Origin of the sequence: Streptomyces puniciscabiei (genome assembly GCF_006715785.1) — a bacterium.
GTDB classification, from domain to species: domain Bacteria; phylum Actinomycetota; class Actinomycetes; order Streptomycetales; family Streptomycetaceae; genus Streptomyces; species Streptomyces puniciscabiei.
On sequence record NZ_VFNX01000001.1, the window covers coordinates 5,855,897 to 5,873,333 of the forward strand.

Consider the following 17,437-nt stretch of genomic DNA (forward strand, 5'->3'; position numbering starts at 1 on the left):
GAGCGCACTACGCTGAACCGCACCAGGCCACTCGGGGGGCATCCCATGCAGCCCAACACTCTGCTCGACGCGATCCTGGACGAGGCGGGGATCTCGCACGCGGGTCTCGCCGCCCACGTCAACCAGGCGGGCCGGAAACGGGGCCTCGCGCTGCGGTACGAACACACCGCCGTGGCACGGTGGCTGAAAGGCCAGCGCCCGCGCGGCCAGGTGCCGGACCTGATCTGCGAGGTGCTCGCCGCCCGCCTGCACCGTCCCGTCACCCTCGACGACATCGGCCTGGGCGTGCCCGGCGAGCCCGGCACCCCGCACGCCGGCTCGCTGAACGGCTTCGTGGAGCGGGCGACGGCCCTGTGGCGCTCCGACGAACAGCAGCGGCCGCATGTGCTGGGCGCCCCCGCCGTCACCGGCACCCCGGCCGTCATGCCGGTCTGGGAGTGGGAGAACCCGCCCGAGGACGTCGACGTCTCCCGCGGCGGCCGGCACCGGGTCACCGCGGCCGACATCGAGATGCTGCGCGCCGCGCGGACGCACTACGAGCAGATGTACCGCAAGGCCGGCGGCATCGCCACCCGCACCCGGATCGTCGGCTTCCTCAACGCCGAGGCGGCACCACTGCTGCGCGGCAGCTACACCGACGCCACCGGACGCCAACTGCACCGCGCCACGGGCGGATTGGTGGCGATCGCGGGGATCTGCGCGTACGACTCCGACGCCCACGGTCTCGCCCAGCGCTACTTCCACCAGGCGCTGCGGCTGGCGAAGGCCAGCGGGGACCGGGGACTCGGCGCGTACGTCATAGCGCTGCTGGTCAACCAGTCGCTGTTCATGCGGGAGTACCGGCAGGCGGTCGCCTTCGCCGAGGCCGCGCTGCGGGCCGCCGGCAAGCACATCACCCCGGCGCTCGCCTCCGACCTGTACGCGATGCAGGCCAAGGCGTACGCCCACCTCGGCGACTCCGCGGGCGCCCTGTCCTGCATCCGGCGCGCGGAGGCGGAGGCGGAGCGGATCCGGCGCGGATACGAGCCCGACGAGACGGGGTACGTCCAGCCGGGCCTGGTCAATGTGCAGGTGGCCGAGGCGCTGCTCAGCCTCGGCGAGCTGGCCGCCGCCCGGGAGCATGCGGCAGCGGCGGTGGACAACCCCGCCCACGACCGGGGTCGGGTGCACCGGCTCGCCATGCTCAGCACCATCGAGCTGCGCCAGGGCAATGCCGACAAGGCGGTGGTCACCGCCGTGCAGATGGCCGAGCAGGCACGCGGGATGGAGTCCCAGCGGCTACGCGACAGACTCCGCGCGGTACGCGAACACCTGGTGCGCTGTGGCTCGGCCGGCACCGCCGAGGCCGCCGAACTCATCGACGGGGCACTGCGCGTACCGCTGTAGGCCCACTGTGGGTGCACAGTCCCTGCTGCGATATTGCCACTTACTCGTCGGAAGGTGGCAGAACCGTGCAGTGGACGAAAAAGAGCGAACAAACTGTGTACGCAAACCGCTGGTTCAGCGTCAACCTCGCAGATGTCGAGCTGCCGGACGGCCGGCACCTCGACCACTTCCTGATCCGGCTGCGGCCCGTGGCCGTGGCCACCGTGGTCAACGAGGCCAACGAGGTGCTGCTGCTGTGGCGGCACCGCTTCATCACCGACAGCTGGGGCTGGGAACTGGCCGCGGGGGTCGTCGAGGACGGCGAGGACATAGCCGGCGCGGCCGCCAGGGAACTGGAGGAGGAGACCGGCTGGCGGCCGGGACCCCTGCACCACCTGATGAGCGTGGAGCCGTCCAACGGCCTGACCGACGCCCGGCACCACATCTACTGGTCCGACCGGGGCGAGTACATCGGGCATCCCGTGGACGACTTCGAGTCGGACCGCCGGGAATGGGTCCCCCTCAAACTCGTTCCCGACCTGATCGCCCGTGGGGAGGTCCCGGCCGCCAACATGGCGGCCGCGTTACTCCTGCTGCACCACCTCAGGCTCGCCGAGGGCTAGCGGGCCAGCGCCTGCCAGACCGTCACGAGGAGGGCGCCCAGGGAGGTGAGTGCGGCGAGCGAGGGCAGCGGCCAGCGTGTGTGTTCCAGTGAGTTCAGGCGGTCGTCCAGCTCGTCCAGCTCCTTGGCGGTCTCCTCGGTCCGGTGCCGCAGCAGCGCCAGCCCTCCCTCGACGCGCGCGTAGGCCACGTCGAGGCGGCGCCGTAACTCTGCGAGTTCTCCCTGGACCACGGGATGCTCCGGATGGGCGGTCACGTGTCCACTCCTTTCCGTCGTCGGACGTTGTTGCATCCCTTGCATCAGCATCAGGAGTCAACTCGCCCGGCGGACGCGTGGGGAGCGTGTGCGACGGGCATATGCGTGCCCGTCGCACACACGGAGTGTGAAGCGCCGTCGTCCGTGGTCAGCCGTAGGTGTAGAAGCCCGAGCCGGTCTTCCGGCCCAGCCGGCCCGCCTCGACCATGCGCTGGAGCAGCGGGGGAGCGGCGTACAGCGGCTCCTTGTACTCGGCGTACATGCTGTTGGCGATGGAGACGATGGTGTCCAGGCCGATCAGGTCGGACAGCTTCAGCGGGCCCATCGGGTGGGCGCAGCCCATCTCCATGCCGTTGTCGATGTCCTCGCGGCTCGCGATGCCCGACTCGAACATCCGGATCGCGGAGAGCAGATAGGGCACGAGCAGCGCGTTGACCACGAAGCCGGAGCGGTCCTGGGCGCGGATGGCGTGTTTGCCGAGCACCTTCTCGGCGAAGACCTGGGCCCTGCTGAGGGTGCCCTCGGAGGTGGTGAGCGCGGGGATCAGCTCGACCAGCTGCTGCACCGGGGCCGGGTTGAAGAAGTGGATGCCGACCACGTGGTCCGGGCGGGAGGTGGCGACCGCCAGCTTCACCAGCGGGATCGAGGAGGTGTTGGAGGCGAGGATCGCGTCGGGGCGGGTCACCACCTGGTCCAGCACCTGGAAGATCTCCGTCTTCACCGGCTCGCTCTCCACGACGGCCTCGATCACCAGGTCGCGGTCCGCGAACTCGCCGAGGTCGGTGGTGAAGGTGATCCGCGCCTGCGTGGCGTCCCGCTCCTCCTCGGTGATCTTGCCGCGCTCGGCGGCCTTGGCCAGGGAGTTGAACAGCCGGGTACGGCCGATCTCCAGGGCCTCGCCGGTGGTCTCGGCGACCTTCACGTCCAGTCCTGCGCGGGCGCACACCTCGGCGATGCCTGCGCCCATCTGGCCGCAGCCCACGACTCCGACGCGCGCAATGTCTCCCGCTGGGATGCCCGTCACATCGTTCCCTTCGCTGGTTCTCCGGCTCGCTCGCAGGAAATCCGGGTCTCGGCGCCTGCTCCGATCGAGCACGTTACCGTCAAGTATCGATGATCGATCGGCCGGGTGGGTGCATCCTGGGGCGCGAAACGATCCGTGACGTAGCGGATCCGGAGCGTATGGGGGTGTGCGGATGGGGGAGCTCTCGCGGCGGGCCTTCACCCTGGCGGCGCTGTCGTCCCTGGCCATGGGGCCGAGCGCGGCGGCGGCAGCCGGTCGGCGGCCCCGCGCGGCCGCCGAGATGCGCGGTGTGTGGCTCGCGACCGTGTCCAACCGGGACTGGCCGTCCCGGCCCGGGCTCACGGCCGCCGCGCAGCGGGCGGAGCTGATCGCCCACCTCGACAGGGCGGCCCGGGACCGGCTCAACACGGTGATCTTCCAGGTACGGCCCACCGCCGACGCCCTGTGGCCGTCACCGTACGAGCCCTGGTCCGAGTACCTCACCGGCGCCCAGGGCCGCAGCCCCGGCTGGGACCCGCTGGGCACCGCGGTGCGGGAGGCCCATCGACGGGGCCTGGAACTGCACGCCTGGTTCAATCCGTACCGGATCGCGAACCACGCCGACCCCGGCCGGCTCGTCCCCTCGCACCCGGCCCGCGAACACCCCGACTGGGCGGTGGCCTACGGCGGGAAGCTCTACTACAACCCCGGCCTGCCCGAGGTCCGCGCCTTCGTCCAGAAGGCGATGCTCGACGCGGTCGCCCGCTACCCGGTCGACGCCGTGCACTTCGACGACTACTTCTACCCGTATCCGGTCGCCGGGCAGACCTTCGACGACGATGACGCCTACGACCGCTACGGCGGCGGCTTCGCCGGCCGGGCCGCCTGGCGGCGGGACAACATCAACAGGCTGGTGAAGGAGATGGCCGCCGGCATCAGGAAGGTCCGGCCGGGCACCCGGTTCGGGATCAGCCCCTTCGGGGTGTGGCGCAACGCCTCCACCGACCCCCGGGGCTCGGACACGAGGGCGGGCGTCCAGACGTACGACGACCTGTACGCGGACACCCGTACCTGGGTGCGCAGTCACTGGATCGACTACATCGTCCCGCAGCTGTACTGGAACATCGGCTTCGCCGCCGCCGACTACGCGAAGCTGGTCGACTGGTGGGCGGCGGTCGCGAAGGGCACGAAGACACACCTGTACATCGGCGAGGCCCTGTACAAGGCCGGGGCCGCCCAGCAGCCCTCGGCCTGGCAGGACCCGGTCGAGCTGTCCCGGCACCTCACCCTCGCCGCCGGGTACCCGCAGGTGCGCGGGCACGTGTTCTTCGCCGCCGCGGACGTGGCGGCCGATCCGATCGGGGCGATGTCACGGGTGATCAACGACCACTACGGGCGATCGGCGAAGCCGCCCCGCTGATCCCTCTCCTCCCGGTGCTTGACCTGGCAGTCGGGTCCGGGGGACATGATCGCCTCGTGTCCGTCCTTGAACTTCACGCGGTAGGGCGGGCTGCCCTCGGCACCCAGTACTTCGACTACTTCCGATTCCTGGTCGTGTTGGCCGACCACCCTGCCGTGCTGGACAAGACGGTCGCCCTTGGATGCACGCATCTGCAGGCCCTCCTCATGATCACGACCGCTGTGTGACGGCGATGCACACGAGCACGGCGACGGCGGTCACCGGAGCGGCCGCCGTGAAGTGCTCGCCCAGCAGCAGCGCCGACCACACCAGTGTGAGCAGCGGCTGAGCCAACTGCAACTGGCTGGCCCGGGGGATGCCGATGAGCGCCATCCCCCGGTACCAGACGACCAGGCCGAGGAACTGCGAGCCCAGCGCCACCCACAGCAGACCGGCGATGCCGTGCCCGGTGAGCTGAACGGGTTCGTACGTGAGCGCCACCGCGGCGGCCGGCACGCTCAGCGGCAGGCACAGCACCAGCGCCCAGCCGATCACCTGCCAGCCCGGCATGACCCGGGCCAGCCGGCCGCCCTCGGTGTAGCCGGCCGCGCACACCAGCAGGGCCGCGAACAGATAGCCGTCGGCGACCGTGAGCGCGCCGCCGCTCTGCCCGACGGTGAAGGCCACCACGGCCGCGGCACCCGCCAGCGCGGCCAGCCAGAACCGCCGCGAGGGGCGGCTGCCGGTGCGCAGGGCCGAGAACACGGCGGTGGTCAGCGGCAGCAGCCCCACCACGACGGCGGCGTGTGCCGTGGTGGAGGTCTGCAGGGCGAGCGTCGTCAGCAGGGGGAAGCCCAGCACGACACCGGCGGCGACGACGGCGAGGCCCGGCAGGTGCCGGCGCGCGGGCAGCGGAACCCGCAGTCCCAGGAGACAGCCGCCCGCGACGAGCGCGGCGAGCACGCTGCGCACGGCCACCAGCGACCAGGGACCGAAGCCCTGCAGGCCCCACGCGGTGGCCGGGAAGGTCAGCGAGAAGGAGGCGACGCCGAGGGCGGCGAGACCGGTGCCGAGGCCGCGGTGCTCCCCGTCGACGCTGACCGCTATCGAGCTAGGGGCAGTAGCGCTACTCTGTGTTCTCATGCACCAGCGTAGCAGCGTGAGTGAACTGGCAGAACACCTCCGACGCGACCTTGACCGCTACTCTCCGGGTGGAAAGCTGCCGTCGAGCCGGGAGCTGGTCGAGCGATTCCACGTAAGCCCGGTGACCGTCTCGCGCGCCCTTGCCCAGCTGGCCGCCGAGGGCCTGGTGGTCACCCGGCCAGGGGCGGGCGCCTTCCGGGCCCGGCCGCGCACGACCGAGGCCCCGGGCGGGGACACCTCCTGGCAGGAGGTCGCGCTGAGCGCGGACGGCGCCGCCGAACTCGTACCGCGCACGGTGGACGCCTCCGGGGTCACGGTCTCCCTGGCCGCGCCGCCGCCCGGCGTGCTGGAGTTCAACGGCGGCTATCCGCATCCCTCCCTCCAGCCGGAGCGCGCCATGGCGGCGGCCCTGGCCCGGGCCGGGCGGCGGCCGGGCGCCTGGGGCAGGCCGCCGCTGGAGGGACTGCCGGAGCTGCGGGAGTGGTTCGCCCGCGGGATCGGCGGGGCCGTCACCGCGGCCGAGGTGCTGATCGCGGCCGGCGGCCAGTCCGCCCTGGCCACCGCCCTGCGCGCCCTCGCCCAGCCCGGCGCCCCCGTCCTGGTCGAGTCGCCCACCTACCCCGGCATGCTGGCCCTCGCCCGCGCCGCCGGACTACGACCGGTCCCGGTGCCCGTCGATCCCGACGGCGTACGCCCCGAACTGCTTGCCGACGCCTTCCGGGCCAGCGGCGCCCGGGTGTTCGTCTGCCAGCCCCTGTTCCAGAACCCCACCGGTGCCGTCCTGGCCCCCGACCGGCGCGCGGAGGTGCTGCGCATCGCCCGCGAGGCCGGCGCCTTCGTCGTCGAGGACGACTTCGTACGGCGGCTGGTGCACGCCGACTCCGGCCCGCTGCCGCGCCCGCTCGCCGCCGACGACCCGGACGGCGTGGTCGTGCACGTCGGCTCGCTGACCAAGGCGACCTCGCCCAGCTTCCGGGTGAGCGCCCTGGCCGCGCGCGGCCCGGTGCTGGAACGCCTGCGCGCCATCCAGGTGGTGGACAGCTTCTTCGTCCCCCGGCCCCTGCAGGAGGCGGCCCTGGAACTGGTCGGCTCTCCGGCCTGGCCCCGTCATCTGCGGGTGCTGTCGGCCGAGTTGAAGGACCGTCGCGACGCGATGACGGCCGCGCTCGCCCTGCACCTGCCCGAACTCGCCCTGCCGCACGTCCCGTCCGGCGGCTATCACCTCTGGCTCCGGCTGCCCGAAGGCGCCGACGAAACGGCCCTCACCGCCGCCGGCCTCCGCGCGGGCGTCGCCCTCACCCCCGGCCGCCCCTACTTCAGCGCCGAACCTCCCGCGGCCCACCTGCGGTTGAGCTTCGCCGCCGTCGCCGGCACGGGGGAGATCACCGAGGGGGTACGGCGGCTGCGGGCGGCCTGTGACGAGGTGTTCTAGGGCACGGTGACCAGGGCGCAGGTGAACTCCAGCGACCCGAACAGCTCCGGGGTCAGCCGGACTCCGGTGATCCGGTGGGCGAGCGCGAAGGCGGCCTCGGTGTGCTTGGTGAAGTCCCGCTCGTCGTCCGCTCTCAGGTCGAAGCCGGACTCCCGCATCTCGGTGAGGAGTCCGTCGGGGTCGGTGCCATGGCGATGACCGGGGAACAGCGGCTCGAAGCCGAGACATATCTCGCCGTCCTCCGACCAGTAGAAGCTGTTCACCGCGTTGACGTTCCGGAAGTGTGAGACCACCGTACGGCCCCGGCTGACGGGATCCATCAGTTCGGAGCGGTTGCCCACGTACCCGTTGTACTCGACCATCAGCGTCCAGTCGCCGACGGCCGCGAGACCGACGAGCAGTCTGTCGTCCCCGTACTCGTCCCAGGCGTCGTAGGACGGCTCGGCCAGCGCCGCCACCCCGGTCACCCGCCCGTCGGGTTCCGCCCGCAGTTCCCGCAGCAACCGGTCGGGTGTCATGTCCTGCACCAGCGTGATGCAGTAGGCGTCCAGGAGGTCCTGGTGCCGCTCCCTGAGCCAGCCGTAGTCGGCGGCCGTCGTGATCTCGGTCATGAGTGCAGCCTGCCAGGGACCACTGACAACGCGGGGTGCGCGAGAGGCCGGACGCCCGGCCGCAGGACCGCGCTGACACGGGGGGCGCGTCCGGTGGGTAGGCGGCCACTCACGCTGAGTAGCTCACAGGGGGCAGGCCTTGACCTTCGCACACGACCGTCACACCATCACCGCATGCCACTGAGGGTGACGTTCGTCGCCGCCGCACGCAGTGCCCCCCTGCTCGCGGAGCGCTTCGACGACGACCGGCCGCTGGACCAGGCCGGCTGGGACGAGGTGCAGCGCGCCGCCGGGGACCTGCTGCCGCTGGCGGCCGCCGAACTGCGGTACTGCTCGCCGACGCCGCGCAGCCGGGCCACCGGCGACGCCCTGGGCTATGCCCCGCTGGTCCAAGTGGCGCTGCGGGACTGCGACATGGGCCGCTGGCGCGGACTGACCCTGGGCGAGGCGATGGCTCGTGAGCCGGAGGCGGTGGACGCCTGGCTGGCCGACCCGCGCGCCACCCCGCACGGCGGCGAGTCCCTGCTGACCTTCATCTCCCGGGTCGGCGGCTGGCTGGACACCCGGCCGGTGGAGGACGGCGGCCGGATCGTCGCCGTCGCCGAACCCGCCGTCATCCGCGCGGCCCTGGTCTACGCCCTGAAGGCGCCGCCCTCGACCTACTGGAACATCGACGTACGGCCCCTGTCCACGTCCACCGTCACCGGCCGCGCGGGCCGCTGGAACCTCCGCCTCGACGCCGTCTCGGCTCAGCCCTCGCGCACGTAGTCCGTGATCAGCACCAGATCCTTCGCCGGGCCGCCGACCTGCCACACCGAACGCCAGCGGTCGGAGTCCTGGACGGTGAACTCGCCGCGGTAGAGATCGGCCGCGCACGGATGCTCCGCGACGTACCGCCCCGCGCTCAGGTCCAGCTCATGGAACGGCCGCCCGTCCGCGAACCGCACGTCCGCCGTCCCCGGCGCGGGCCCCGGCAGGAAGCGCAGCGTGCGGGTGGCGGGCCGGGTCACGCCCTGCCAGGTGAAGGCGCCGGACTCCTCGTGCAGGAGACCGCCGGTCCGCAGCGCGGTGAAGACGGTCGTCCCCGAGAAGTGCCCTTCGTCCCCACTCGCCAGATCCCGCACGCCGCGCTCGACGTGCCAGCGCCCGGTGAGATGGGCCAGCACATCGACGACCGGCCAGAACCCGCCCATCGCTCACCCCTTCCCGGAAACCTCTTCCCCATTGTGCCGTCCGAAGTGCTGACCGCGGTCGGCCGGCCGGGCGCGGAGCCGCGCACGATCCGACGGAGATGCGGTCCAGGTCGCTCGCATAGTCGTTGCATAAAACTGCGGCGCTACGTATAGTCATGCCATCACGAGGAGGATGGACATGGCGGTACGTGCGGCGGTGGCCGGAGCGAGCGGATACGCGGGCGGTGAGGTCCTGCGCCTGCTCCTCGCGCACCCCGATGTCGAGATCGGTGCCCTGACCGGAAACTCCAACGCAGGTCAGCGGCTCGGCGCGCTGCAGCCGCATCTGCTGCCGCTGGCCGACCGCGTGCTCACCGAGACCACGGCCGAGGCGCTCGCCGGGCACGACGTGGTCTTCCTCGCGCTGCCGCACGGGCAGTCCGCCGCCGTCGCCGAGCAGCTCGGCCCGGACGTCCTCGTGGTCGACATGGGCGCCGACTTCCGGCTGAAGAACCCGGCCGACTGGGAGAGGTTCTACGGCTCCGAACACGCCGGCACCTGGCCGTACGGCCTCCCCGAACTTCCGGGCGCCCGCGCCGCGCTGGAGGGGTCCAAGCGCATCGCGGTGCCCGGTTGCAACCCCACCGCCGTCACCCTCGCCCTGTTCCCGGCCTACGCCGCAGGGATCGCCGAGCCGGAGGCGGTGATCGTCGCCGCATCCGGCACCTCCGGCGCCGGCAAGGCACCCAAGCCGCATCTGCTCGGCAGCGAGGTCATGGGCTCCATGTCGCCGTACGGCGTCGGCGGCGGCCACCGGCACACCCCCGAGATGATCCAGAACCTCAGCGGGGTCGCCGGGGAATCCGTGCGGGTCTCCTTCACGCCGACCCTGGCGCCGATGCCGCGCGGGATCCTCGCCACGTGCAGCGCCTCCGCCGTCGCGGGCGTGACGGCGGACTCCGTCCGCGCCGCCTACGAGAAGGCCTGCGCCGACGAGCCCTTCGTCCACCTCCTCCCCGAGGGCCAGTGGCCCGCGACGGCGTCCGTCCACGGTTCCAACGCCGTTCAGGTGCAGGTCGCGTACGACCAGTCCGTGGGCCGCATCATCGCGATCAGCGCCATCGACAACCTGACCAAGGGCACCGCGGGCGGTGCCGTCCAGAGCATGAACATCGCCCTGGGTCTCCCCGAGACCACGGGTCTTTCCACGATCGGAGTCGCACCGTGAGTGTCACGGCAGCCAAGGGATTCACGGCGGCGGGCATCGCCGCCGGGATCAAGGAGAACGGCAACCCCGACCTGGCCCTCGTGGTCAACAACGGGCCGCGCCGTGCCGCCGCGGGCGTCTTCACCTCCAACCGTGTGAAGGCCGCGCCGGTGCTGTGGTCCGAGCAGGTCCTGAAGAGCGGCCAGGTCTCGGCCGTGGTCCTCAACTCCGGCGGCGCCAACGCCTGTACCGGCCCCAAGGGCTTCCAGGACACCCACACGACCGCCGAGAAGGTCGCCGAGGTGCTCGGCCGGGGCGCCATCGAGGTCGCCGTCTGCTCCACCGGCCTGATCGGCGTGCTGCTGCCCATGGACAAGCTGCTCCCGGGCATCGAGACGGCCGCCGCCCAGCTGTCCGAACACGGCGGTGAGAAGGCCGCCATCGCCATCAAGACCACCGACACCGTCCACAAGACCTCCGTGGTCACCAAGGACGGCTGGACCGTCGGCGGCATGGCCAAGGGCGCGGGCATGCTGGCCCCCGGCCTCGCCACCATGCTCGTCGTCCTCACCACCGACGCCGACCTCGACAACGAGACCCTCGACCGCGCCCTGCGCGCCGCCACCAGGGTCACCTTCGACCGGGTCGACTCCGACGGCTGCATGTCCACCAACGACACCGTGCTGCTGCTCTCCTCCGGCGCCTCCGGCATCACCCCGGAGTACGCCGAGTTCGCCGACGCCGTACGACAGGTGTGCGACGACCTCGGGCAGCAGCTCATCCGGGACGCCGAGGGAGCCAGCAAGGACATCAAGGTCGAGGTGGTCAACGCGGCGAGCGAGGAGGACGCCGTCGAGGTGGGCCGTTCCATCGCCCGCAACAACCTCCTCAAGTGCGCCATCCACGGCGAGGACCCCAACTGGGGCCGCGTGCTCTCCGCGATCGGCACCACCTCGGCCGCCTTCGAGCCGGACCAGCTCAACGTGGCCATCAACGGCGTGTGGGTGTGCAAGAACGGCTCGGTCGGCGAGGACCGCGAGAAGGTCGACATGCGCTACCGCGAGGTGCACATCGTCGCCGACCTCGCCGCGGGCACCGAGACCGCGACGATCTGGACCAACGACCTGACCGCCGACTACGTCCACGAGAACAGCGCCTACAGCTCATGAGCACCACGCGTAAACACACCGCGCTGCCCAAGGCGCAGATCCTCATCGAGGCCCTGCCCTGGCTGGTCAAACACAACGGCAGGACGGTCGTCATCAAGTTCGGCGGCAACGCCATGGTCGACGACGAGCTGAAGGCCGCGTTCGCGCAGGACGTGGTGTTCCTGCACCACGCCGGTCTCAAGCCGGTCGTCGTGCACGGCGGCGGCCCGCAGATCAGCGCCGCCCTCGACCGGCACGGCATCGTCAGCGAGTTCAAGGCGGGCCTGCGCGTCACCACCGAGGACGCCATGGACGTCGTACGGATGGTCCTCGCCGGGCAGGTCCAGCGCGAGCTGGTCGGGCTGCTCAACCGGCACGGACCGCTCGCCGTCGGCCTGACCGGCGAGGACGCGCACACCATCACCGCCACCAAGCACCAGCCCGAGATCGACGGGGAACTGGTCGACATCGGGCGTGTCGGCGAGATCACCGGCATCGACACGGGCGCGATCGAGGCGCTGCTGGCGGACGGCCGTATCCCGGTGGTCTCCTCGATCGCCCGCAGTCAGGACGACGGACATGTCTACAACGTCAATGCTGATACGGCGGCTGCGGCACTCGCTGCTGCTCTGGGCGCCGAGACCCTCATGGTCCTCACCGACGTCGAGGGCCTCTACGAGGACTGGCCGAACTCCGACGAGGTGATCAGCCGTCTCACCGCTTCCCAACTGGAGAAACTCCTCCCGGAGTTGAGCTCCGGCATGGTGCCGAAGATGGAGGGCTGTCTGCACGCCGTGCGCAACGGGGTGCACACCGCCCGCGTCATCGACGGCCGGGTCCAGCACTCGATCCTGCTGGAGATCTTCACCGACGAAGGCATCGGCACGATGGTCGTGCCCGACGAGATTCCGGGCGAACAGGGGGAGTCATGAGCAACCTGGAAATGACCGAGCGGTGGCAGGGCGCGCTCATGAACAACTACGGCACCCCCCGCCTGCCGCTCGTGCGCGGCGCGGGCGTCAAGGTGTGGGACGCCGAGGGCCGGGAGTACCACGACTTCGTCGGCGGCATCGCCACCAACGCCCTCGGCCACGCCCACCCGGCGATCGTCGAGGCCGTCGGCAGGCAGATCGGGCAGCTCGGCCACATCTCCAACTTCTTCATGGCCGAGCCCACCGTCGCCCTCGCCGAACGGCTGCTCCAGATCTTCGGCCGCGAGGGCCGGGTCTTCTTCTGCAACTCCGGCGCCGAGGCCAACGAGACCGCCTTCAAGATCGGCCGGCTCACCGGGCGGACCCACATGGTCGCCGCCACCGGCGGCTTCCACGGCCGTACGATGGGCGCCCTCGCGCTCACCGGCCAGCCCGCCAAGCAGGACCCCTTCCTGCCGCTGCCGGGCGAGGTCACGCACGTGCCCTACGGTGACGCCCAGGCGCTCGCGGCGGCGGTCACCGAGGAGACGGCCCTGGTGATCATCGAGCCGGTCCAGGGTGAGAACGGGGTCGTCGTGCCGCCGGCCGGCTATCTGAAGGCCGCCCGCGCGATCACCGCCGCCACCGGCGCCCTGCTGGTCCTGGACGAGGTGCAGACCGGCATCGGCCGCACCGGGACCTGGTTCGAGTACCAGGCCCACGAGGGCGTCCTGCCCGATGTCGTCACCCTCGCCAAGCAGCTCGGCGGAGGACTGCCGCTCGGCGCGACCGTGGCCTTCGGCCGGGCCGCCGAACTGCTCCGGCCCGGCCAGCACGGCACCACCTTCGGCGGCAACCCGGTCGCGTGCGCCGCCGGACTCGCCGTACTCGACACCATCGCGAACGACGGGCTGCTGGAGAACGTCAAGCGGCAGGGCGAGAAACTGCGCGAGGGGATCGAGGGCCTCGGCCACCCGTTGATCGATTATGTGCGGGGTGCCGGCCTGCTCCTGGGTATCGTGCTCACCGGGCCGCACGCGCCACAGGTGCAGCAGGCGGCCCAGGAGGCCGGGTTCCTGGTGAACGCGCCCGCCCCCGACGTCGTACGGCTCATGCCGCCGCTGAACCTCTCCGACGCCGAGGTGGGTGCCTTCCTCCAGGCGCTGCCCGGCATCCTCGACGCAGCGAACCCAGTGGATGGGGACGGACGATCCGCAGAATAGGACGACGATGAGCCAGGCGCAGGACCACGAGCAGGCGGCGGGTGCCGGACCGGCCGTGCCGCAGACGCGTACCGCGCGGCACCGCCGGATCGTGGACATCCTCAACCGGCAGCCGGTGCGGTCGCAGAGCCAGCTGGCCAAGCTGCTCGCCGACGACGGGCTGAGCGTCACCCAGGCGACGCTCTCCCGGGACCTCGACGAGCTGAACGCGGTGAAGATCCGCAACACCGACGGCGAGCTGATCTACGCGGTGCCGAGCGAGGGCGGTTTCCGTACCCCGCGCGCACCGCTCGGCGAGTCGGCCAAGGAGGAGCGCATGCGGCGGCTCTCCCAGGAGCTGCTGATCTCCGCGGAGGCCTCCGCCAACCTGGTCGTCCTGCGCACCCCGCCAGGGGCCGCCCAGTTCCTCGCCTCGGCCATCGACCAGGCGGAACTGCACGACATCCTCGGCACGATCGCCGGCGACGACACGCTGCTGCTGATCAGCCGGGACCCGAGCGGCGGCCAGGCCCTGGCGGACCACCTGCTGCGACTGGCGCAGAACGGGCACTGAGCCCGCATGCGGCGCCCCGCCGGGCGGCGGAGAATGACAGTGTGATCCTCCGCGGCGGGCGGGCAGGTGGGCGGGCAATCCCGTGGCGGCCGTCGGCCGTATACGAGGGTGTGTCGGGTTTCCGGTTCCCCGTGGGCCGCCTCCCGGACGAAGCCCTGCTGGCCGGGATGGCCACCGGCGATCCGCAACTTGCCGTGATCTTCGTACGCAGGTTCCAGCACCGGGTCTTCGGGGTCGCGATGGCCGTCACCGGGGACGAGCAACTCGCCGAGGACGTCGCTCAGTCGACGTTCGAGCGCGCGTGGCGGCACGCCCAGATCTACGACTCGCGCCGCGGTTCGGTCGCCACCTGGCTGACGACCATCGCCCACAACCTCGCTGTCGACGCCCTCCGGGCCCGGCGGACCGAGCCGATGGCACCCGAGGACCTGGACGCGGTCATCGGCGTCGTCACCGAGACCCCCGAGCGGTGGGCGCTGGCCGACGAGGCCTCCTCCCAGCTGCGGGCCGCCGTGGCGCGGCTGCCCCGGGAACAGGCCAGGGCCCTGGTGATGGCCGGCATCTACGGCATGACGGCCCAGCAGATCGCCGACACCGAGCGCATCCCGCTGGGCACCGCCAAGACCCGGATCAGGGCCGCCATGGCGAAGCTGCGCACCTCTCTCGCGCCTTTGAAGCGAGGCGACCATGTCCAGTGACGCGTACTGCGACAAGCTCCGGGAGATCGGCCCCGAGCTGGCGCTGGGCGTGCTGCCCGGTCGGGAGCGCGCCGAGGCGGTCGCCCATCTGGACCGGTGCGCGGAGTGCCGGGAGTACGTACGCCAGCTCACCCTGGTCGGCGACCGGCTGATCGGTCTGCTGCCGGACAGCGAACCGCCGGCCGGGTTCGAGACCCGGGCGGCGCGCAGGCTGGCCGAGCAGGCTCCGGCGGCCGAGACGCCCGCGGCCGGCCGGGCGTCAAGGAAGCTGCGCGGGCGGGCCCGGCGCGCCCGGCTCCGGCTCGCGGCCGTCGCCACCGCGCTCACCGTCGCCGTCGGGTTCGCCGGCTGGGCGGTCGGCACCGCCGTCGAGGAGGTCGTGGCCTCGACCGCGCCCGCCACCGAGTCCGAGCCCATGCTGGTCGGCGACATGACCTCGGCCACGACCGGCGGCAAGGTCGGCGAGGTCTACGTCCACCCCGCGGTCCCCGGCTGGGTCTTCGTGTCCGTCGACTCCGCCGGCCCGCGCGGCTCCTACACCGGCAAGGTCACCTGTCTCCTGGAGCACACCGACGGCACCACCGTCCGGGTCGGCGACTTCCCCCTGACCGCCGGACACGGCGAGTGGGGCGTGGCCGCGCCCGGCGATCTGTCGACCATCTCCGGCGCCCGGCTGACGACACCCGGCGGTACGGTTCTGGCCACGGCGCACCTGGAGACGGGGCACGTCGTGCAGCCGGCGTAGCCGAGGGGCCCGGCGGCGAGCCGCCTGCGGACGCGATCGGCGGGGCCGCCTCCTCGAACTGCGGACACCAGGCGTCCGCGTCTGCGCCGCCGCCGTCGGGATTCGTCCACGTCTCCCCGCAGCAGACGTCGAAGAGGACGTCACCGCACGCGACCTCGTACACGGTGACGCCGAGGCCCCACCCGTCGGCCGCGGCGGTGAACGTGACGGACGGACAGCAGGTCGTGGGAGATGACCACGGTCGTCCGCCCGGCCGGGAGCCGGCGCGGCGGACCCATGATCCGCTGTCCCAGGACCGGAGCCGGACGGCGTTCTGGACGATTTCCCGGAGGACACTCCGCAGGAAGCCGGGCGTCAGCCCAGCCGCGCCGCCAGCCCCCCGGTGCACCGCACCTCGTCGCCCGCGGTGATCAGCAGCCCCTCCACGTCCGGCAGGGACTCCAGCCAGGCCAGCCCCGCCCGCGAGCCCATCGCGAACGCCGCCGTGGCCCAGCAGTCGGCCCAGGTCAGCCGTGGCCCCACCACCGTGACCGACACCAGGTCCGTCACCGCCGACCTGCCCGTGCGCGGATCCACGATGTGCGCGCCGCGCTCGGCCGTGCCCGAGGTCGCCACGGACAGCTCGGCCACGCCCGCCGAGGAGATCACCGCCGCGAGACCGCCGGGCCGGAGCGGATCGGCCACCCCCACCCGCCACGGCCGCTGCGGCTCCGGCGTGCCCAGGAGCTGGACGTCCCCGCCGCCGTTGACGCTCACCCCGCGCACCCCGGCCACCTGCGCCAGCAGGCGCGCCGCCCGCTCGGCGGCCCAGCCCTTGACGATGCCGGTGGGATCGAGCGAGCCCCGGTATCGGGTGCTGAACCAGCCCTCGCTCACCCGTTCCGCCTCGGCCGCGAGGTCCAGCACCTCGGCCACCTCCGGCGGGCACCCCGCCACGGTCAGCTCGCCCCGGGCCAGCCGGGACACCTCGCTGTCCTCGCGGTAGGTGCTGAACACAGCGTCCGCGCGGTGCAGTCCGGCGACGGCCTCGGCCAGCGTCTCGCGCACCGCGGCTGGTTCCCCGCCGCGGACGTCGAAGGAGAAGACGGTCCCCATGACCTCCTCCGCATGACGCACCGCGGCGGGAGCCTCGGCCGGCTCGGCCACCGTGTCAGCCACCGGCCTGGTCCAGCGCCGACTGGAGCGACTGCTGGTAGCCGGTGCTGGTGTAGGTGGCGCCGGAGACGGCGTCGATGTGCGCGTTGCCGGCCGTGACGGCCTCCTGGTTGAGCCTGGGGACGGCCATCGCCGTCTTCTGGTCGCTGAGCCCGCCCTTGGGCGCCTGGACGGCCTCCGCCTTGGTGATCTTGCCGGCGCTGACGGTGATCCGCACCTGGACCGGGCCGTACTGCGTCTGCGCGACCTTCCCGGTGACGGTGCGGGCCTGCGCCGTGCCGGACGAAGCGGACCCGGCCGAGGCTCCCGTCGAGGACCCGGCCGACGTCTTCATCCTGTCCAGCGCCGACTGCAGCGACTTCTTGTAGCCGTTGCTCGTGTACGTCGCCCCGGACACCGCGTCGATCTGCGCGCTCTGCGCCGCCACGGCCTCCTGGTTGAGCCTGGGGACGGCCATCGCGGTCTTCTGGTCGCTCAGTCCGCCCTTGGGCGCCTGGACGGCCTCCGCCTTGGTGATCTTGCCCCCCGCCACGGTCAGCCGTACCTGCACCGTCCCGTACTGGGTCTGCGTCGCGTCACCGGTCACCGTGCCGGAGCCCGTGGAGGCCTGGGCGCCGCCCTGCTGACCGCCCTGCGGGGACTGCTGCCCCGCGACCGGCTGCTGCGGGGCCGCGCCCGCCGCCGACGCCGCGGCCGGATCGGACGCCGGCTTCAGCGCCAGCAGCAACACGACACCGGACACGGTCGCGGCGGTGGCCAGCACGACCCGCCGAATGGGGTGGCTCTTCCTCATCG

Annotated in this window: 20 protein-coding genes; 12 read left to right on the forward strand and 8 right to left on the reverse strand. The window is 72.2% G+C overall.

Annotated features, from left to right (window positions below):
- The first annotated feature begins 45 nt into the window (after positions 1-45).
- Together FB563_RS27115 and FB563_RS27120 are read left to right on the forward strand one after the other, a co-directional pair.
- On the forward strand, positions 46-1,386 hold the full coding sequence (locus tag FB563_RS27115) for an NsdA family TPR-like regulatory protein (RefSeq protein WP_055704012.1): 1,341 nt from the start codon (positions 46-48) through the stop codon (positions 1,384-1,386).
- A gap of 65 nt (positions 1,387-1,451) precedes the next feature.
- Positions 1,452-1,988: an NUDIX hydrolase gene (locus FB563_RS27120; RefSeq protein WP_107100501.1), complete on the forward strand. Its 537-nt coding sequence runs from the start codon at positions 1,452-1,454 to the stop codon at positions 1,986-1,988.
- Here FB563_RS27120 and FB563_RS27125 read toward each other — a convergent pair.
- Together FB563_RS27125 and FB563_RS27130 are read right to left on the reverse strand one after the other, a co-directional pair.
- Positions 1,985-2,242, reverse strand: a complete 258-nt coding sequence (locus FB563_RS27125) for a hypothetical protein (RefSeq protein WP_055704014.1) — start codon at positions 2,240-2,242, stop codon at positions 1,985-1,987. The genes FB563_RS27120 and FB563_RS27125 overlap by 4 nt on opposite strands.
- A 148-nt stretch (positions 2,243-2,390) precedes the next feature.
- On the reverse strand, positions 2,391-3,266 hold the full coding sequence (locus FB563_RS27130) for a 3-hydroxybutyryl-CoA dehydrogenase (protein WP_079048524.1): 876 nt from the start codon (positions 3,264-3,266) through the stop codon (positions 2,391-2,393).
- 172 nt (positions 3,267-3,438) lie between these two features.
- Here FB563_RS27130 and FB563_RS27135 point away from each other — a divergent pair, with 172 nt between their 5' ends.
- Entirely contained in the window at positions 3,439-4,665 is a 1,227-nt protein-coding gene (locus tag FB563_RS27135; RefSeq protein WP_199832704.1) for a glycoside hydrolase family 10-like protein, read from the forward strand.
- Here FB563_RS27135 and FB563_RS27140 read toward each other — a convergent pair.
- Both FB563_RS27140 and FB563_RS27145 read right to left on the reverse strand, forming a co-directional pair.
- Entirely contained in the window at positions 4,635-4,856 is a 222-nt protein-coding gene (locus FB563_RS27140) for a DUF1918 domain-containing protein (RefSeq protein WP_079048525.1), read from the reverse strand. The two genes, FB563_RS27135 and FB563_RS27140, sit on opposite strands and share 31 nt — an antisense overlap.
- 19 nt (positions 4,857-4,875) lie before the next feature.
- Entirely contained in the window at positions 4,876-5,787 is a 912-nt protein-coding gene (locus tag FB563_RS27145; protein ID WP_079048526.1) for a DMT family transporter, read from the reverse strand.
- Here FB563_RS27145 and FB563_RS27150 point away from each other — a divergent pair.
- Positions 5,786-7,219 carry an aminotransferase-like domain-containing protein gene (locus FB563_RS27150; RefSeq protein ID WP_199832705.1) on the forward strand — a complete coding sequence of 478 codons (1,434 nt, stop codon included), beginning with the start codon at positions 5,786-5,788 and terminating at the stop codon, positions 7,217-7,219. The two genes, FB563_RS27145 and FB563_RS27150, sit on opposite strands and share 2 nt — an antisense overlap.
- On the opposite strand, the gene FB563_RS27155 is transcribed toward FB563_RS27150, so the two are convergent.
- Positions 7,216-7,830 (reverse strand): DUF6461 domain-containing protein, encoded by a 615-nt coding sequence (locus tag FB563_RS27155; protein ID WP_055704016.1) that lies wholly within the window; start codon positions 7,828-7,830, stop codon positions 7,216-7,218. The two genes, FB563_RS27150 and FB563_RS27155, sit on opposite strands and share 4 nt — an antisense overlap.
- Before the next feature lie 174 nt (positions 7,831-8,004).
- Between FB563_RS27155 and FB563_RS27160 the strand changes: the two genes are divergently transcribed.
- Positions 8,005-8,598, forward strand: coding sequence for a histidine phosphatase family protein (locus FB563_RS27160; protein ID WP_055704017.1), 594 nt, complete (start codon positions 8,005-8,007; stop codon positions 8,596-8,598).
- Here FB563_RS27160 and FB563_RS27165 read toward each other — a convergent pair.
- The gene (locus FB563_RS27165; protein ID WP_055704018.1) at positions 8,580-9,023 is read right to left on the reverse strand and encodes a DUF6314 family protein; all 444 of its coding nucleotides are present in this window, start codon (positions 9,021-9,023) and stop codon (positions 8,580-8,582) included. The genes FB563_RS27160 and FB563_RS27165 overlap by 19 nt on opposite strands.
- A gap of 178 nt (positions 9,024-9,201) precedes the next feature.
- Here FB563_RS27165 and argC point away from each other — a divergent pair, with 178 nt between their 5' ends.
- The 7 genes from argC (at position 9,202) to FB563_RS27200 (ending at position 15,487) form a co-directional block, all read left to right on the forward strand.
- Positions 9,202-10,230 (forward strand): N-acetyl-gamma-glutamyl-phosphate reductase, encoded by a 1,029-nt coding sequence (argC, locus tag FB563_RS27170; RefSeq protein ID WP_055704019.1) that lies wholly within the window; start codon positions 9,202-9,204, stop codon positions 10,228-10,230.
- The gene (gene argJ, locus FB563_RS27175; RefSeq protein WP_055704020.1) at positions 10,227-11,378 is read left to right on the forward strand and encodes a bifunctional glutamate N-acetyltransferase/amino-acid acetyltransferase ArgJ; all 1,152 of its coding nucleotides are present in this window, start codon (positions 10,227-10,229) and stop codon (positions 11,376-11,378) included. Before argC ends, argJ begins: the two co-directional genes overlap by 4 nt.
- A complete protein-coding gene (gene argB, locus FB563_RS27180) occupies positions 11,375-12,289 on the forward strand; it encodes an acetylglutamate kinase (RefSeq protein WP_055704021.1) in 915 nt (304 codons plus the stop codon). Before argJ ends, argB begins: the two co-directional genes overlap by 4 nt.
- The gene (locus FB563_RS27185) at positions 12,286-13,491 is read left to right on the forward strand and encodes an acetylornithine transaminase (RefSeq protein WP_055704022.1); all 1,206 of its coding nucleotides are present in this window, start codon (positions 12,286-12,288) and stop codon (positions 13,489-13,491) included. Before argB ends, FB563_RS27185 begins: the two co-directional genes overlap by 4 nt.
- Before the next feature lie 7 nt (positions 13,492-13,498).
- Positions 13,499-14,044, forward strand: a complete 546-nt coding sequence (locus tag FB563_RS27190) for an arginine repressor (protein ID WP_055704023.1) — start codon at positions 13,499-13,501, stop codon at positions 14,042-14,044.
- 167 nt (positions 14,045-14,211) lie between these two features.
- Positions 14,212-14,742, forward strand: coding sequence for an RNA polymerase sigma factor (locus FB563_RS27195; RefSeq protein WP_199832707.1), 531 nt, complete (start codon positions 14,212-14,214; stop codon positions 14,740-14,742).
- Complete coding sequence (locus tag FB563_RS27200) at positions 14,732-15,487, forward strand: hypothetical protein (protein ID WP_055704025.1); 756 nt, start codon at positions 14,732-14,734, stop codon at positions 15,485-15,487. The genes FB563_RS27195 and FB563_RS27200 overlap by 11 nt, the downstream gene beginning before the upstream one ends.
- Before the next feature lie 354 nt (positions 15,488-15,841).
- On the opposite strand, the gene FB563_RS27205 is transcribed toward FB563_RS27200, so the two are convergent.
- Positions 15,842-16,645, reverse strand: a complete 804-nt coding sequence (locus FB563_RS27205; RefSeq protein WP_411573164.1) for an FAD:protein FMN transferase — start codon at positions 16,643-16,645, stop codon at positions 15,842-15,844.
- Complete coding sequence (locus FB563_RS27210) at positions 16,638-17,435, reverse strand: FMN-binding protein (protein WP_199832706.1); 798 nt, start codon at positions 17,433-17,435, stop codon at positions 16,638-16,640. The genes FB563_RS27205 and FB563_RS27210 overlap by 8 nt, the downstream gene beginning before the upstream one ends.
- Between the last annotated feature and the right edge of the window lie 2 nt (positions 17,436-17,437).

Bases quoted from the DNA above. Each gene is read 5' to 3' on its own strand.
- FB563_RS27160 (WP_055704017.1), top strand. From the start codon at position 8,005: ATGCCACTGAGGGTGACGTTCGTCGCCGCCGCACGCAGTGCCCCCCTG.
- FB563_RS27145 (WP_079048526.1), bottom strand. From the start codon at position 5,787: ATGAGAACACAGAGTAGCGCTACTGCCCCTAGCTCGATAGCGGTCAGC.
- FB563_RS27185 (WP_055704022.1), top strand. From the start codon at position 12,286: ATGAGCAACCTGGAAATGACCGAGCGGTGGCAGGGCGCGCTCATGAAC.
- FB563_RS27195 (WP_199832707.1), top strand. From the start codon at position 14,212: ATGGCCACCGGCGATCCGCAACTTGCCGTGATCTTCGTACGCAGGTTC.
- FB563_RS27135 (WP_199832704.1), top strand. From the start codon at position 3,439: ATGGGGGAGCTCTCGCGGCGGGCCTTCACCCTGGCGGCGCTGTCGTCC.
- FB563_RS27200 (WP_055704025.1), top strand. From the start codon at position 14,732: ATGTCCAGTGACGCGTACTGCGACAAGCTCCGGGAGATCGGCCCCGAG.
- FB563_RS27140 (WP_079048525.1), bottom strand. From the start codon at position 4,856: ATGCGTGCATCCAAGGGCGACCGTCTTGTCCAGCACGGCAGGGTGGTC.
- argC (WP_055704019.1), top strand. From the start codon at position 9,202: ATGGCGGTACGTGCGGCGGTGGCCGGAGCGAGCGGATACGCGGGCGGT.
- FB563_RS27210 (WP_199832706.1), bottom strand. From the start codon at position 17,435: ATGAGGAAGAGCCACCCCATTCGGCGGGTCGTGCTGGCCACCGCCGCG.
- FB563_RS27150 (WP_199832705.1), top strand. From the start codon at position 5,786: ATGCACCAGCGTAGCAGCGTGAGTGAACTGGCAGAACACCTCCGACGC.
- argB (WP_055704021.1), top strand. From the start codon at position 11,375: ATGAGCACCACGCGTAAACACACCGCGCTGCCCAAGGCGCAGATCCTC.
- FB563_RS27165 (WP_055704018.1), bottom strand. From the start codon at position 9,023: ATGGGCGGGTTCTGGCCGGTCGTCGATGTGCTGGCCCATCTCACCGGG.
- FB563_RS27155 (WP_055704016.1), bottom strand. From the start codon at position 7,830: ATGACCGAGATCACGACGGCCGCCGACTACGGCTGGCTCAGGGAGCGG.
- FB563_RS27190 (WP_055704023.1), top strand. From the start codon at position 13,499: ATGAGCCAGGCGCAGGACCACGAGCAGGCGGCGGGTGCCGGACCGGCC.
- FB563_RS27115 (WP_055704012.1), top strand. From the start codon at position 46: ATGCAGCCCAACACTCTGCTCGACGCGATCCTGGACGAGGCGGGGATC.